16 protein-coding genes are annotated in these 14978 nt (G+C 44.7%); 2 read left to right on the forward strand and 14 right to left on the reverse strand.

Features of this window, described 5'->3' with window-relative positions; translation table 11 throughout:
• Positions 1 to 2: 2 nt before the first annotated feature.
• The 8 genes from NT111_02750 to NT111_02785 form a co-directional block, all read right to left on the reverse strand.
• Entirely contained in the window at positions 3 to 203 is a 201-nt protein-coding gene (locus NT111_02750; GenBank protein MCX6804907.1) for a hypothetical protein, read from the reverse strand.
• A 14-nt stretch (positions 204 to 217) separates the two neighbouring features.
• Positions 218 to 763: a methyltransferase gene (locus NT111_02755; protein ID MCX6804908.1), complete on the reverse strand. Its 546-nt coding sequence runs from the start codon at positions 761 to 763 to the stop codon at positions 218 to 220.
• Entirely contained in the window at positions 763 to 2028 is a 1266-nt protein-coding gene (obgE, locus tag NT111_02760) for a GTPase ObgE (protein MCX6804909.1), read from the reverse strand. The genes NT111_02755 and obgE overlap by 1 nt, the downstream gene beginning before the upstream one ends.
• Positions 2029 to 2100: 72 nt before the next feature.
• Positions 2101 to 3213 carry a LysM peptidoglycan-binding domain-containing protein gene (locus NT111_02765; protein MCX6804910.1) on the reverse strand — a complete coding sequence of 371 codons (1113 nt, stop codon included), beginning with the start codon at positions 3211 to 3213 and terminating at the stop codon, positions 2101 to 2103.
• A gap of 330 nt (positions 3214 to 3543) precedes the next feature.
• A complete protein-coding gene (gene mltG / locus NT111_02770; protein MCX6804911.1) occupies positions 3544 to 4599 on the reverse strand; it encodes an endolytic transglycosylase MltG in 1056 nt (351 codons plus the stop codon).
• Positions 4535 to 4966 carry a Holliday junction resolvase RuvX gene (ruvX, locus tag NT111_02775; protein ID MCX6804912.1) on the reverse strand — a complete coding sequence of 144 codons (432 nt, stop codon included), beginning with the start codon at positions 4964 to 4966 and terminating at the stop codon, positions 4535 to 4537. Before ruvX ends, mltG begins: the two co-directional genes overlap by 65 nt.
• 1 nt (position 4967) lies before the next feature.
• Entirely contained in the window at positions 4968 to 6614 is a 1647-nt protein-coding gene (locus NT111_02780; protein MCX6804913.1) for a hypothetical protein, read from the reverse strand.
• Between the two features lie 141 nt (positions 6615 to 6755).
• A complete protein-coding gene (locus NT111_02785; GenBank protein MCX6804914.1) occupies positions 6756 to 7472 on the reverse strand; it encodes a CDP-alcohol phosphatidyltransferase family protein in 717 nt (238 codons plus the stop codon).
• A 105-nt stretch (positions 7473 to 7577) separates the two neighbouring features.
• On the opposite strand from NT111_02785, the gene NT111_02790 reads away from it, so the two are divergent.
• Together NT111_02790 and NT111_02795 are read left to right on the forward strand one after the other, a co-directional pair.
• A complete protein-coding gene (locus NT111_02790; GenBank protein MCX6804915.1) occupies positions 7578 to 8864 on the forward strand; it encodes a rod shape-determining protein in 1287 nt (428 codons plus the stop codon).
• A 15-nt stretch (positions 8865 to 8879) separates the two neighbouring features.
• Positions 8880 to 9941, forward strand: a complete 1062-nt coding sequence (locus NT111_02795) for a polysaccharide deacetylase family protein (protein MCX6804916.1) — start codon at positions 8880 to 8882, stop codon at positions 9939 to 9941.
• Between the two features lie 3 nt (positions 9942 to 9944).
• Here NT111_02795 and NT111_02800 read toward each other — a convergent pair whose 3' ends face one another.
• The 6 genes from NT111_02800 to NT111_02825 all read right to left on the reverse strand — a co-directional run.
• The gene (locus tag NT111_02800; GenBank protein MCX6804917.1) at positions 9945 to 11765 is read right to left on the reverse strand and encodes an alanine--tRNA ligase; all 1821 of its coding nucleotides are present in this window, start codon (positions 11763 to 11765) and stop codon (positions 9945 to 9947) included.
• Positions 11766 to 11818: 53 nt separating this feature from the next.
• Entirely contained in the window at positions 11819 to 12484 is a 666-nt protein-coding gene (locus NT111_02805; GenBank protein MCX6804918.1) for a hypothetical protein, read from the reverse strand.
• Between the two features lie 120 nt (positions 12485 to 12604).
• Positions 12605 to 13195, reverse strand: a complete 591-nt coding sequence (locus NT111_02810) for a YdcF family protein (GenBank protein ID MCX6804919.1) — start codon at positions 13193 to 13195, stop codon at positions 12605 to 12607.
• A 63-nt stretch (positions 13196 to 13258) separates the two neighbouring features.
• Positions 13259 to 13966: a hypothetical protein gene (locus tag NT111_02815; GenBank protein MCX6804920.1), complete on the reverse strand. Its 708-nt coding sequence runs from the start codon at positions 13964 to 13966 to the stop codon at positions 13259 to 13261.
• Positions 13967 to 13970: 4 nt separating this feature from the next.
• Entirely contained in the window at positions 13971 to 14765 is a 795-nt protein-coding gene (locus tag NT111_02820; GenBank protein MCX6804921.1) for a TatD family hydrolase, read from the reverse strand.
• A gap of 20 nt (positions 14766 to 14785) precedes the next feature.
• Positions 14786 to 14978, reverse strand: a 193-nt coding sequence (locus tag NT111_02825) for a sortase (protein MCX6804922.1), incomplete at its 5' end; no start/stop codon positions are given.

The raw sequence follows: 14978 nt of genomic DNA on the forward strand, positions 1-14978 counted from the left end.
ACCTAAAAGGCTTTAAATATAATACTAACCAATGTAGATATTAGTACGATTGCCAGTGTTCCGAGCATAAAGCCCACAAAAAAACCAAAACCAAGCCTAAAACCATCTTTAAATGTATAGTGTACACTTTTCTGGATATCCGAATCTTCAAGCTCTTTACGGAAGAATTGATCGGCTTTTTTTACTCTTTTGTCGTCTTGCATGATTATAGTATAGCTTACTTTTGGGCCATGACCACTACATGTTTTGGGCTTCGTTTAACTATTCTGTAATTCCCAAATTCAATTTTTAATTGGCGAGCCACCCAGGGCTTAATACGAGCTTCTACGACAAGCAATATAGTACCCCCTTCGGCAAGATGCGGCTTGCTCTCGGATATCATACTATCCACCACCTCGCGGCCTCGATGCGTCGGAGGGTTTGATACTATAAGGTCAAAAATATGGCTACTGGGTATATCATCGTAGCCGTGGCTCGCTATAATATGTGTGTTAAATAGCCTATTTGTTTTGGCATTACTAGTGGCCATCTTGACGGCGGCGATATCGCTATCTAGGCCGATGACATTAGCCTTCGGGTTGTTCTTGCCGAGCCATAAGCTCATGCCACCCCATCCACAGCCCCAATCTAAGGCAGTGGCATACTCAAATTTAGGGATACAACTTATCAATAATTCGGTACCCATATCAATGCCTTTTGGCGAAAAAAGGTCGGGTGCAGTTTCAAAGTCTATTTTTATTCCTGCCACTTTAAAACTTTTCATTAAATCTCGATTTCTTTTCCAGCAATTATAATTTTAGTGACACCCGCTACGGCACCAAGCTTAATGAGTTGCCTGGTAATCCCTTTGCGGCCCAGGATGTGCTGGAGTCTTTGGATTGATTGATACTGGTCCGTATTCGTTCGTTTGGCGAAGCCTTCTATATCCTTCCCGGTAACCACAAAACTTTTGCCCTTTTTAGTGATATCCCACATTGCAGAGTCGTCCAGGCGGATGACTGGTATCTCGTTAACGACCATCTCCTCCTTATTACTTACTTTAATATCTTCCAATAGTATTTTAGTTGCTCTCAGCAGTGCAGTTAGGCCTGTGCTAGCTACAGAGGAAATACTGTATAGGCTATTTTTGGGTGTTTTTGAAACCCTAGATAACTCTGATAGCTTTTTGCCAATATCCTGCTTAGGAACGCTCTCTACCTTCGTGAGCACGACCATTTGAGGCCTTGAGGATAAATCTATTTTATATTCCTTAAGCTCTTTTTGGATAGTTTTATAATCGTCGCCTATTGTATCAGATGTAGCATCGATGAGGTGCAGTAGCACCTTGGTTCTCTCAACATGCCTCAGAAAATCATCACCCAGACCCTTCCCCTTACTAGCTCCGTCTATCAAGCCAGGGATATCGGCCACCAAAAATCCACTACTATCTATATCAACAACCCCTAGATTGGGCTCTAAGGTAGTAAATGGATAATTGGCTATCTTGGGCTTAGCATTTGATATCACTGACAATAGTGTTGATTTGCCAGCATTTGGCAGCCCTATCAGCCCGACATCAGCTACCAGTTTGAGCTCGAATGTAAGTTGTTTCTTCTCGCCAAATTCTCCTAGCTCGGAGACCCTTGGGGACCGTCTCACCGAGCTAATGAAATGGGCATTACCAAAACCCCCTCTTCCTCCATGGGCAATAATTGCCTCGTCGCCAACTTTTTCGAGGTCGGCTAAAATAACTTCATTTTCTATTACCAGCGTACCCGGGGGGACAACTAGCTCGATGTTATCGCCAGCTTTGCCTCTCTTTTTGTTATTACCCCCATTAACCCCTTCTGCAGCTTGCCAGGTCTTACTGGAACGGTACCTGGAAAGCGTGCTGGTATTATGATCGGCGCGCACCACAATACTCCCGCCATCGCCGCCATCGCCGCCATCTGGGCCGCCTTTGGCGTTTGCGCGCGAGCTATTAAAGCTAACGATTCCATCGCCGCCCTTTCCAGCTTCCATTTTTACCTTCGCTACATCTGCAAACATTATCGCAATATACCATATTTTAGGTATATTTTCAAGCAAATAGCCAGTGCGACTTAAATTCTCTAACGCTTTTTAGTAGATGTATATGAAATTACTAGCCGGTGCGCTACCAGAGTTTACTCTACCCCAGCCAGCTGGGCCGTTCATTTCTGTGTAATACACAGTGCTGCCTTCAACTCTCTCAATATACACAACATGATTAGCCAGATATTTAGCTACTCCGGCAGAACCAGCTACTGGGCTATTACCCACTGTCATACCGGCTCGTGGAGCATTGTAGGGCCACTGGTTAGCATTACCGAGCGAGCTTGCTACATACCTGCGGTTAGCTACATACCAGGTGCAGTAGCCATATGAGTAGTTATTACCAGCAGAGGCGGTCATGCTATATGCCGAAGCTGCTCCTGACTTGACGCCAGTAGATAGGCTACCTACCCGAACAGTTGGGGCAACAACAGCAGGCTTGATGCCGTCGGGGATAATGAGCTTAGCCCCTGCACCAATAGCCTTGCCCTCGAGGGCGTTAAAGCTATCTATCAACGAGGCACTACTTTGGTACTTAGTCGCTAGTAGCGAGATATCATCACCTTCCTGAGCAGTATACATTATACCGTTCACAGGCAAGATGGTAAGCTCAGAATCCTGTTTAATATTATCGCCGTCCTGGATATCATTGGCCCACTTTATCGTGTCCGATGTAATGTTGAATTTAGATGCTAAAGTATCTAGGTTATCGCCAGGCTTAACCTTATAAGTTATAACATCACGGCTTACCGCACCTGAGGCTATAACTGAGGATTTATTGGACAAAAAATCATCGCCTGATGTAGCTAATGAACTAATATTAGTTAGCTCTCGAGCCTGTTGAGCGATATCTTGAGCTATAAGACTTTGTGTTCCTGAGGCTAACACAGCCCCAGTGGCGATCATAGAAGTCTGGTTCTTGGACGAACCAATACCCTTGGTGCTAATGGCCAGGCTAGAATTAATCCTGCCGGCAGTAGCTACGCCGATTATTACTATTAAAGCTGCTGCATGAAATGCATAGCGGCCATATTTAGTCTTCTGATTTAATATTGCAGTGCCCGCACCAGCATTACTGGCTTGGCTGGAATATTCTTTTTTAGATGAGGCCGAAACCTCTTCAATGTTTGTTTGAGAAAAAGTGTCTTGCCCAACGCCCACGAAATTTTCGGGACGAACTTGTAAGGGGAATCCTACTACTTTTCTACTAATAAACTTCTCCTTTGTACCTGTTATTCATTACTATCGTATATGGTACTTAAAATAGACTGCAACTTGTCTGTCCTCAATTAATGAGCCGGGGGTTTCGACCGAAATTATCCCCTAAATCTGACAAGTCGATGCAGGTAAATTTAAATGATAAACTCACAAACCCTGCTTACGCAGGAATTAGACACAGTGCTTATCCTTTGAATTTACGTGGGTATAGTCTACCAATAGCACGAGGGACTGTCAAGTAGCACTTTATGCCTACACAAAGGCATAAAATACCTAGTTAAGGTATCTTTCGATGTTTTGCTGGTGTTCCTGGTAGGTTTTAGCGAATACTCCCTTGCCATTTTTATCTGCCAAAAAGAACAAATACTCGGATACAGCAGGGTTTGCAGTTGCCATAATTGCTTCAAGACCAGGGTTACAGATTGGCCCTAATGGTAGACCGCTGACCCGATAAGTATTATAAGGGGAGTCTATTTTGAGGTCGGCTGGTAGAGTTTGTGTTTTACCTGTGGCATAATTTACCGTTACATCACTCTCTAGTTTCATACCAATCTTAAGACGATTATAAAAAACGCTGGCAACGAGCTTCCGATCCTCGAGAGTATTTGCCTCTTTCTCGACAATTGAAGCCAGCGTGATTAAATCATTTAATTTAGTAGAGTTGGCAATATCTGGACTGAGCTTGGGGATAACTTGAGCAGCAAAGCTATCGAGCATCGATGAAATCTGCTCTTGTGGAGTCGATGATAGGAGGATATCGTATGTTGCTGGGAAGAGATAACCCTCCAGGCTGTCTTTATTGGATCGATATGCGAGGAATGCCTGTGTATAAGAATTAGGCGGCTTAGAGGCCTTAATAAAGGCTTGGGCGTCTCCGAGACCCGATTTAGCCCATTTTCGGGCCATTTCCTCAATAGTTAAACCTTCCTGAAAGGTAACCTTTTCGGTCGAGATAGCCCCTGACCCTAATAAGTCCGCGATCCTCGCGAGGCTCATGGATGGGCTTAGTAAATAACTCCCTGGCCTAAGATTGCCCCTTGAAGGGCCAAATTTAGCATAAATAGCGAATAGGCTTTTATTAGTAATAAGCCCCTCGCTAGCTAGCCTAGCGGCTATACTATCGATGCTACTCCCTTGCTCTACCTTAAAAACTACATTTGCATCATCACGGCTATTTTTTGGGCTACTAATACCTATTACAAGCCATGCCACCAGGATCATGGACAGCATTATAGCCACACCGACGATTATGAGTATCGGTTTTTTAAGTTTGTTTTTCTTGGAGGAAGGACTCGAGGATAATACAGGCGGCGTATTGGTCGATGATATCTCTAGTTCGGCTGGAGATTCTACTGGGGATCCTTTGCTTGGCTTGTTCGGTTGTGAGTGCTTCATCTTGTAATTGGATATCTATATTGTAGCTGCTAGAAAGCTTGCTAGCAAACAGTTCGGCTTTATTTGTCTGCTTAGTGTTCTCGCCTTCTAGATTACGAGGCCTGCCAACCACGACTTGGGATGGACTATACTGGCTTAACAGGTCTTTAATAATGCCCCACATTTGAGGGTTATTTGGTATTGTAATTAAAGCTTCGGCTGAAGCCTGTTCCGCAGGCTTCAGAGCGACACCAACTCGCACATCCCCATAGTCAAAGGCCATCACCACTGCTTCGTAGTCGGGCTGGGTGATATCAAGCATACTAATTTGTAGAAACCTTAATATCTACTGTTATTTTGCCCGCTAAAATAGGCATATTGGGCATCAAACTCGGCCATGTCTCGACTTCGGCGCCGGTGATTTGCTCGGCTTTTTGTCTAACTATGTCAGATATGTCTTTTTTAGATTTACCTGCAGCTTCCTTAGCTATGGCGTCCTTGTCTATTGGGTCTCCATAGAACGCCGAGGTTTTAACACCAAGCTGAATTTTGTCCGTGCTAAATTGTTTTATAAGAGTGTATTTGCCCTCCGATACACCATTTTGGTAAACTTGCTTATTGCCCTTGAGCTCATCCTCCACTTGCTTGTCAAATAGCGCATCAATATCGGTGTTTTTAGCTGCGAAGCCAGTGTACTTTATCTTAGTAGTAACATTGACCTTATCGGCTTCAGAATCCTGAGGGACTGAAGTGTTGAAATCTACAAAGTCGCTTTGGATAGTTTCAGTGAACAATTTCATATCGCTACCTGCTTTTTTGGACAAATCATCTTTTGCAGAGGTTGACTCCTGTTCAGCTTTCTTCCTGGCCCCGGAAATATCTTCGGCCGACAAAATAGTGACGGTCTTGGTGGATCCACCGCTGGTCTGACCCGAAGACTTGTAGAGGCTCGAATAGCCTGCAATAGAGAAGTTGGTCGGGCCAACATTATATGGCTCTCCTGGAGCAGATGCAGTGATCTGAACATCGATGCTATCTGAGCAAGCCACAACTCCCCCGCCAGCAACGCCAGCTGGTATTGTTGCGGTCTGAAGAGTTGTAAAGTTCTTGCCGCCACCAGAAACAACACTCCCCGCGGGCAAGCTATGAGTGCTAACATCATCACAATTTTTAACTGCCAAAGTACCTGTGGCCTTGTTGCCTACTTCTTTTTTACCTGTTGCTATAATCTCAAAGCTGAGGTCCTTATTAACCTCTAATTTTTTTGCGGCTAAGGTTTGAGTCGATGGGTCAGAAGAGCTGGAGGCTGCGTCGAGTATAAAATTAAAATCTAGGCTGGCTTTTTTGGCCTTTGCTAGAATAGTTACTTTACCGGTCGGTACAAACACATATAATAGTATAAACACAATGGCCGTAACCCCCGTTATGGCAGCGAGCCAGATTCTCTTATTGAGTTTGCCATAATCAGGGACTTTCTTGCCTTTGCTGCCTTTCAGGCTATCAGGCTTAGTGGCCCTACTTAGCTCATCGACCTCCCCCTCGTCATCACTCAAGCTAATATGCTTGGCCTCAAAACCTGATGAGCTAGTTGATTTTGACTCTTTAGGCTGGGCTTCTTGGGAGGGCTCTATAATTTCTATATCTTTATCTTTCGGGGCTATGCCATTTATATCTGGCACTTGAGCAGAAGCCTTTACCGAAGAGGCGACTGCCAAGCCAGCTGATCCTGCTAAATTCTTAGTTATCTTGTCATTTGTGACTAGCACCAGATCTTTCTTAGAATCCTGAGCCGCCTTTTTGAGAAGCTTAACATTTACTGAACTTTGCAGCAACGCAGAACGAGATGGCACTACTAGCCTGACTTCCTGGTCTTTAGCCTCTTTGAGCTGTTCTATGGCTTCTGTAATTTCTGTATCCGCGTCTAAATACAACACACCTGGGTTGGGGTTTTTAACATTAGAGTTACTCATACCTGATATTATACCTCAAGAAGTTTAGCTTGGGTATCTAGCGTTCGACTTTAATCTATAATTTAGGTCAAAATCGGGCCAATAGACAGCTAAACACCCCTTCGTTACAGAAGCGGATAGCTCCCCGAAAGGGTGATTAAATTATTTGGCTTGGATTGCTTCTAGTTCTAGCTGATGGCCCCTGAGGCTCATATGCGCTAGGGGTAGAGATAATACTAAAAGGCACATTGCCATGGAAAAGCCTGCTACCACAAATGGGAATCCGAAGCCGACAAAGCCGGCTGATGATTGGAGGGCGAACTTTGCCTTGCCCCACATATTTGCCCCAGATGGCTCTACTACTTGTTTTTCTCGACAGTACTTATCGGTACTGATGGCTATAATTATTAGTCGCAGCTCATAGTAGACGGCTGGAATCATAAAAATAAGCATTGTGGCTATAACCTGAATTGGGATGATAGCCCAAGCCCCAGCTACAAGTGCTGCCATCATAGACAGATACAGGACCTTGTCGGCCACAGGATCCATTGCTTTGCCAAACCTGCTAACCGTACCTAATCCACGAGCGATTGCCCCATCTAGGCCATCGCTTAAAAGCACGACTGACATGAAAGCTAGGCCCATGTAGAGATCTAGCAAATTCCTATTTTTGTAGGAAGGATAGATCCAACAAAAAACTACTATTAACGAAAGTGGCAGCCGTAAAGTGCTGATTATATTGGCAAAATTTTTACCAAACCAATTGTTTCTTATGGGGTACAGCACGGCTACGAACGGGAAAGCTAACAACCTAAATATTGACCTTGACTTAGTGTTAAGTGCACTAATGGTGCTTTTGACAGCTATGGCAATTGTCATGATGACTCTTTCTACTGGTAGGAACTAGTACACTATCCTAGCATAGTAAACAAATTATGTCTGTAGTATAGCGTTAATACCTAGATAAGCGTTACAATAGTAACTATGAAATTTAAACTGCCTAAAATAAAAAAGAGCCATGGCGATCAGTACATTGTATCGTTAGATATCGGCACTGAGTATGTAAAGGCTCTAATAGGACAAGTGGTAGATAGACCTGACAGCAAGACTGGTAAGAGCGAGCAGTGTGTAGAAATAATTGGTGTTGGCAAAAAGCGACAAAAACTAACCGATATGGCCAATGGTGCAGTAACGGACATAGCTGGAGTGGTAGATAATTGCGACGCGGCCCTGCGAAAAGCCGAAGAGCAGGCCGGCGTAGTCGCCAAAGATGCTATTCTGGGGATAGCAGGCGAACTAGTTAAGGGTGGCACGACCAGCGTTAGCTATCGTAGGGCAAAACCAGATGTCAGAATAGACGCCGCTGAGCTTCAGGACATAATAAGCCGAATCCAGAAGCAAGCACTTGATAATGTGCGAAACCAACTTCGCTGGGAGACAGGAAGCGATGATATGGAGGTAAAGCTCGTTAACGCGGCAGTTGTAGATGTGAAGATAGACGGCTATAGAGTTACGAACCCAATAGGATTCCAGGGTAAAGATGTTACTATCCAGGTATTTAATGCCTTTGCGCCAATGGTGCATCTAGGGGCCCTGCAAACGGTGGCATCAGATCTTGACCTCAATTGCATCAATATTGCTGCCGAGCCATTTGCCGTAGCCAAAAGCATTGGTGCCAATGACAGCACAGAGTTCTCCGCAATATTTATAGATATAGGCGGCGGCACAAGTGATATCGCAGTGGTAAATAATGGCGGTGTCCAGGGCACCCAAATGTTTGCAATTGGCGGACGAAGCTTTACAAAAAGAATTGCCAGTAGCCTGGGACTGAGCTTTGACGAGGCAGAGGAAATAAAACTCAAATATTCGGCCGGCAAGCTAGATTCTAAGCTAGAGAAGTCTGTCAATGAAGCTCTAAAGCCAGACATTGGAGTTTGGCTATCAGGTATTGAAATTGGCTTGGCCGAATTTGACCAACTCGATCACCTACCACCTAGAATCCTGCTATGCGGCGGAGGTAGTGCTCTGCCTGAAATTAAGAAAGCCCTAACTACTGGCGACTGGCATAAGTCATCTGCTTTTGCTCGAAAGCCATCTGTAGACTTTGTTACCCCTAAGCAAGTTAATAGAGTAATTGACCTAACTGGCAAGCTAGACAGCCCGCAAGACATCACCCCTATGGGACTGGCAAATTTGGGATTAGATATTGTTGGCTCTAAGGGACTTGGCGAAAATATCCTTCAGCGACTGAGCCGAACTATGTCGGTTTGATTTATAATTGAAAATATGGAATTCAATAGCAACAAAAATAAGATTTCAATTCTAATGTCAGTAGCAGTTGTAGCATTTATTTTATTAGCTGGGTATATAGCTTCTATAGCCTACCCAGTTCAAATTAATACACAGCCTCCCCCGTCTGTCCTGGGGGTTCTGGCTAAACAAGAGGCAGCTTCACTGAAACTAGAATTACATAACTACCAAATAAAAGCTGGTGAGCTACCAGATAATTTTGCGCATCCTGATAAATTAGATAAGATCATAGCTGCCTTAGATTGGCAGAACTACTCGTTGGCTTTTTTTGAGATTGATATATATTCTGAAAAACTCAGTGATGATCTCGCCAAGTTGAATGCTAAAATTGCTCAAGCTGAGATTGACAGAATAAAAGCCTTAAAAGCCTATAAGCAAGAGGCGCCAAAAGCAGTCAACAAAACCATTCAGCTACCAATATTGCTCTATCATAAAACACCTGGCAATTTTGCTGCTCAGCTAGACGCTCTATTGGCCAAGGGCTACACCACCATTTCTATGGCTCAACTAGAAAACTATTTTGATGGCCTTGGCCAGCTGCCAGCCAAGCCTGTGGTAATAACCTTCGACGATGGCTTTAGCGATCAGTCTGCAGCCTTCTCTCTATTGCTACAAAGAAACATGAAAGCTACATCCTACATTGTGGTTGGTGGCGAGAAAAGCGGCTGGTGCATAGGCGCAATGCGCCGCCCGCAAAATTGCGGTGATAGCTACCTAAACTGGACTCAAATTCGTGAGATGACAAAATCTGGCCTTATTGAAATTGGTGCTCACACCATAAATCACGCAGATCTAGCCGGCCTTTCGCCTGCTGATCAAACTAGAGAAATAGTGGATAGCAAAACTATTATTGAAAAAGAACTTGGGGTAAAAATAACTACCTTCGCCTACCCTTACGGCAGATACAGCCAGGCAACAATAGACATAGCTCTTAAGGCTGGCTTTAAAAGTGCTGTCACCACCGTGAGTGGTCTGTCACAAAGCAGTGCCAATCGTCTCACCCTAACACGCGTTAGAGACGCCCTACTTCTGCCCTAGCTATTACTCTAATATAGCCTTTATTCGGCGCACTCCAGCTGAGCTAGATTCTTCCTTTACTATTTTAAATTTGCCTATTTCGCCAGTATGATCAACATGTGGCCCACCACATATTTCTTTTGAATAGTAATCAGCTTCTGGGTCGCCTACTGTATAGACCTTGACTGTATCTGGGTATTTTTCGCCAAAAGCACCAAGGGCCCCCTCTTTAACGGCTTGGTCTTTAGTTACTTCTTTACAGTTAAGTGGCAGATCTTGAGAAATAATATCATTTACCATTTTTTCGACTTTTGATATTTGCTCGGGAGTCATTTTTTCATCATGGCTAAAATCAAAGCGCATTCGCTCTGCAGTAATGTTACTACCTCGTTGCATAACATGCTCACCCAAGACATTTCTGAGGGCTTTATACATCAAGTGCGTGGCGGTGTGGTAGCGCGTGACTACCTCGCTGTCATCTTCTAGGCCACCCTTGAACTGGCCAGCTGTTGCTGTGCGGCTACGATCTTTTTGTTTTTGCATTTCAACTGCAAACTCGTCTTCAAAATTTTGGCCAATTGCAAGATTTGAACGCAAGGCTTCTTCAAGACTTAGTTCCTTAGGAAACCCATAGGTGTCATAGAGCACAAATGCATCACTGCCCGAAAGGTATTTTTTGTTTGCTAGCATTTTTTCAAATTCTCTTAAGCCTTTTGTAAGGGTTTGCCTAAATGAATTTTCTTCTCTTTTTAAAACACCCATTATTAGAGTAGGGTTTTGTAGCTCGGGGTAAGAGTCTTTGTAAAGCGATATCACTTTAGGTGCAATTCTACCGAACAGATCTTGATGAATTCCCACTATCAAGGCTTCGCGAATAGCTCTACGGGCAAGTCGTCGCATCACATAGCCCTGATCTTTGTTGTTTGGCACCACCCCGTCAGCAGCCATAAAAACAATACTTCTTGTGTGGTCTGTTATTATTCGTACCGATCTTAGGGATGATTCTGGAGTGGTTTCAGCAAATACTTCTTGATGCGTTTCGTTAGCATATTCTTCAACCGATGATTTTATTTGTGAGAGCATATCTGTGTCATAGACATTATTTAGACCCTGCAAGACTGCGCTGGTGCGCTCTAAGCCCATACCCGTATCTACATTTTTTACCTCTAGCTCAGTATAGGTTCCGTCTGGCTGGCGCTGATAAGACATAAATACATTGTTCCAGATCTCGACAAAATCAGTGCTTTCTGTATCAAAAACTGGATCTTCTTCTTTCCCCAGATAATAAAATATTTCAGTGTCAGGGCCAGCCGGGCCTGTAGCAACGCCGCCTTGCTCCCACCAGTTGTCGGCCTTGCCAAGGGCTAGTATCCGCGTGCCTTCTTCAGCAACAATTCCAGCTTTGGCAAATTGCTCTTGCCAGAGTGCGATAGACTCTTCGTCTTTGGGTACAACACCATCTCCCTGGTAGACAGTTGTATATAGCTTAGTTGGGTCTATACCAAGCCATTTTGGGTCTGTCAAAAATTCCCAACTCCAGGCTATAGATTCTTTCTTGAAATAGTCGCCAAGGCTCCAGTTACCAAGCATCTCAAAAAATGTAAGGTGGCTGTAATCGCCGACCTCCTCTATATCTGTTGTTCTTACCACTTTTTGGGCATTTGCTAGCTTCTTACCTTGAGGGTGAGGCTGGCCAAGTAAATAAGGTACCAAAGGGTGCATTCCGGCGGTTGTAAAAAGCACCGAAGGGTCGTGTTCTGGCACCACTGGGGCACTAGGAATTATGGCATGGTCTTTTTGAGCAAAAAATTCTAAGAATTTTGATCTAATTTCTGAGGTATTCATAGCTACAATTATAGCAAGTTTTCAGGTTATGGGCGAGATACTAAGCTACTTGGCTATATTTTTTCAGCTTTGTCGAAAGCCTTCACAAAAGAGGCCTTTTGGGCTGTTTGCAAATCGATTGTGGCTTGGTTAGTGGAGCAATTGGCCTGTGGGGGTGCATAGCCTAGCACAAATCCGCTCAAGGCTTTTTGCTGAGTAGGGCCAGCATCGGTGGCATTAGCGAATTTACTAACTGCACCGAGTGGTAATGTACCGAGGCTACAATACTTGCCGGGGTCGCTACTATCGGCTCCCCATGCCTTACTCTGCAGTGATCCGGTCGAGAAGAAAGTCGTGCTGCCATTTACGAAATATTGTAAGTCTTTAATATCGTCGCTTAGCGGCAATTTGTATCCAAGCTCCTTAACCTCTAGGTAACTGCTGGTAGATGCTTTGACAACTACCTTAGCGGCTGCAGCAGCGGCAGCGCTAGCAGCATCTTCAAGGGCTTTTTTACCATCTTGAAGTGTCACAACTTGGGCTTTGAGGTCATTTATTTGCTTGTTGTAATCTTTCATTTTAATGTAGCCGTAGATGCCGATACCGATTAGGGCTAGGGCCAATACTATACTAATAATAATCCAAACTTTTTTTGATTTGTCTTTCTTGGGTAATTCAATACTGTGGTCGGCTTGACTGTGGCGCATGGCTGATTTGCTATTTTCGTCTTTGGGCATCATTTGCTCCTTTGAATTATTATTTATTTAATTGCTTAAATTGTAGCATAAGAACAATGGATTATACAGCCATGCCTCTAGCGATACTTCAGCTGCAGTGGCTAACGAAATAGCAAGTGAACTCTACTTGTAGTTGCCGGTTGCGCCGATATATATCAGCTTCCAGCTTTCACTAACCGAAATAAATAATGGGAACCCACGGCGCCACCATTGTGATTTGCTCCAGCGATCATCGAAAGCAGATACGCCCAGCAGCTGGTAGTCTTTACCAAGCACAGACTCAAATGTTTGGTTTGCCCGACGCTGGTGATACGGACTAGTGACAAGGATCAGTTTTTTTGCACCTGCCTCCTCGGCTATACTTTTAGTGTTAATTGCGTTTTGGTAGGTGTTTTGGCTTTTCTCATCGATGTAGATATTGTTGGCAGGAACCCCCTCTGCTAGGGCCTGGTCGCGCATCGCAAAAGCATTACTGGGGCCGTCGTCCAGAGCGGCGCCAGAAAAAATAATATAGGGTGCATAGCCCTGCTTGTAAAGCTCAATGCCTTTTTGGGCACGGCTATTAGTCTGGCCGCCACTAACAACCACGATCGCATCAGATTTTTCTAAATTGTCCTGTGGGCTCAAATAAAAACCGACCCCCACTAGTAATGCGAAACCAATCGCTAGGGCTACTGAAATTATTGCTAATGTCCATCCTAAAAACTTTTTCATTGCTAATATAATTATAGCAGAAAGCACAATCGGCAACCTTTGGGGGTTCTGGAATAAGATGGTCTAATCTATGACAAATTCGCCATCGCGATGAGTATTTTTTGAAATATTCCAGTAAGGCCCCTTGTATACCTCGATCATTCCATCTATGGCCTTCTCGAACAAGTCCACGAACTGTTCGGCCTGCTTGCTATCGAGCTCAATCGTCTCAAGGCTAGCATATTCGGGTTGGCTAATGGGCTCTCCCGTGGGCAGGTTCACAACCCCGTGAACAGGATGTGGCGTGGCATGATCAGTTATCTCCTCGGTGGCCGTCGAAACATCGCGCTCAATACGCCCCGTCGGATTAATTTTATAGATCATGGTGGATTCTACTTGTGGCGAATGGTCTAGCAGTGGATCCTCACTACGCGCCGTGTTTTCTCCACGCAAAACTGTGCTTTGATCGGTATCTATTAATGTATCCCTAGTTGCATCAGAACCCTCAGCACCAGTATTGCTCTCGCTTGCCTTGCTCCAGGGGCTAGAGGAATTTAGTATTTTAGATAAAATAATCTCAATCTGGTCAGATTCAAAGTTTTTGAATGCCTCATTTGATTGCTCCTTAGGAATATCCATACCTTTGGCGCGTTCTTCCAAAAAATACTTTCTAGCATTGCCTAGTTTTTCAATCAAGCCTTTGAAACGATCAGCCTGCTCAATCCGTTCGGCAATTTCGGCTCGTTCTGGATTATCTGGGTCCGGTCCTCTTGGGGTTGGTTCGTTATTCATAAAACTATTTTAGCTTAAAAAGCCCTTTCGCGTTAGTGGCAGTTGAGCTAATGAGCTCAGAATACTGCTCGCCCCGCAACTCAGCCAAAAACTCACCAGTGTATTTTACAAAGCTCGGCTCATTACGCTTGCCGCGCATTGGAGCTGGGCTCAAATACGGGCAATCAGTCTCGAGTAGTAGCCGGCCGGCCGGTATAATGTTGGCGGCCTCAAGCTGGGCTTGGTCTTTGGTGAAGGTCATAATACCGTTTAGGCCAAAGTAGAGTTCGTAGCCCAAGGCTTGCTCTACTTCTTTGGTGGTGCCAGTGAAGCTATGAATGACGCCGCGCACTTTTGGGTAGTTTTTGAGTACCTTAAAAAAATCTTCCCAGGCGTCTCGAACATGAAACACCAGCGGCAGCTCGAGCTCTTGGGCTAGCTGCAGCTGAAACTCTAGTGCATCGTGTTGCTGGGCTTTGGGCGAGTTATTGCGATAATAATCTAGCCCACACTCGCCTATCGCGACTAGTAAACCCTGGTACTTACTATCACGAGCCAGCTTGCCAATCACTTTTAGGCCGTCGCTGCCTAGGCTAGCCTCGTGGGGGTGAATACCGGCCGTAGCGTAGAGCTTAATGCCTTGAGCCATGGCGATGGTTTGTGGGCTCATCACAAACTCTAGAGCCTTAAGTGAGTCTTGCGGCGTAGTGCCGACGGTTATAATGCTGGCCACCTGGCTGGCATGGGCATTACTAAATACATCGGCGAGGTCACCGCTAAAGTCGTCAAAATGGATGTGGGCGTGGGTATCAATTAGCATTAGTATATGTATTATACCTTTTAGCCCTGAGGAGTCGCAACAATTACTTCGCGACCGTCGTTTTGGCCTTCGCGAGTACAGCTATACAGCGTTAGCTTAGGAGTCTTGCTGGCTAGCTCAATGCTGGTTTCACTAGGCTTAACAGTGCGCTTTTCACTCACCTTATAGCTATATCTTTTGCCTTGCCAGTCTACAAATATATCATCGCCAATC

This window comes from Patescibacteria group bacterium, from assembly GCA_026397045.1.
GTDB lineage: Bacteria > Patescibacteriota > Saccharimonadia > CAILAD01 > BJGX01 > JAPLVO01.

Bases quoted from the DNA above. Each gene is read 5' to 3' on its own strand.
- NT111_02750 (MCX6804907.1), bottom strand. From the start codon at position 203: ATGCAAGACGACAAAAGAGTAAAAAAAGCCGATCAATTCTTCCGTAAA.
- NT111_02755 (MCX6804908.1), bottom strand. From the start codon at position 763: ATGAAAAGTTTTAAAGTGGCAGGAATAAAAATAGACTTTGAAACTGCA.
- obgE (MCX6804909.1), bottom strand. From the start codon at position 2,028: ATGTTTGCAGATGTAGCGAAGGTAAAAATGGAAGCTGGAAAGGGCGGC.
- ruvX (MCX6804912.1), bottom strand. From the start codon at position 4,966: ATGCTTGATATCACCCAGCCCGACTACGAAGCAGTGGTGATGGCCTTT.
- NT111_02780 (MCX6804913.1), bottom strand. From the start codon at position 6,614: ATGAGTAACTCTAATGTTAAAAACCCCAACCCAGGTGTGTTGTATTTA.
- NT111_02785 (MCX6804914.1), bottom strand. From the start codon at position 7,472: ATGACAATTGCCATAGCTGTCAAAAGCACCATTAGTGCACTTAACACT.
- NT111_02790 (MCX6804915.1), top strand. From the start codon at position 7,578: ATGAAATTTAAACTGCCTAAAATAAAAAAGAGCCATGGCGATCAGTAC.
- NT111_02795 (MCX6804916.1), top strand. From the start codon at position 8,880: ATGGAATTCAATAGCAACAAAAATAAGATTTCAATTCTAATGTCAGTA.
- NT111_02800 (MCX6804917.1), bottom strand. From the start codon at position 11,765: ATGAATACCTCAGAAATTAGATCAAAATTCTTAGAATTTTTTGCTCAA.
- NT111_02805 (MCX6804918.1), bottom strand. From the start codon at position 12,484: ATGATGCCCAAAGACGAAAATAGCAAATCAGCCATGCGCCACAGTCAA.
- NT111_02810 (MCX6804919.1), bottom strand. From the start codon at position 13,195: ATGAAAAAGTTTTTAGGATGGACATTAGCAATAATTTCAGTAGCCCTA.
- NT111_02815 (MCX6804920.1), bottom strand. From the start codon at position 13,966: ATGAATAACGAACCAACCCCAAGAGGACCGGACCCAGATAATCCAGAA.
- NT111_02820 (MCX6804921.1), bottom strand. From the start codon at position 14,765: ATGCTAATTGATACCCACGCCCACATCCATTTTGACGACTTTAGCGGT.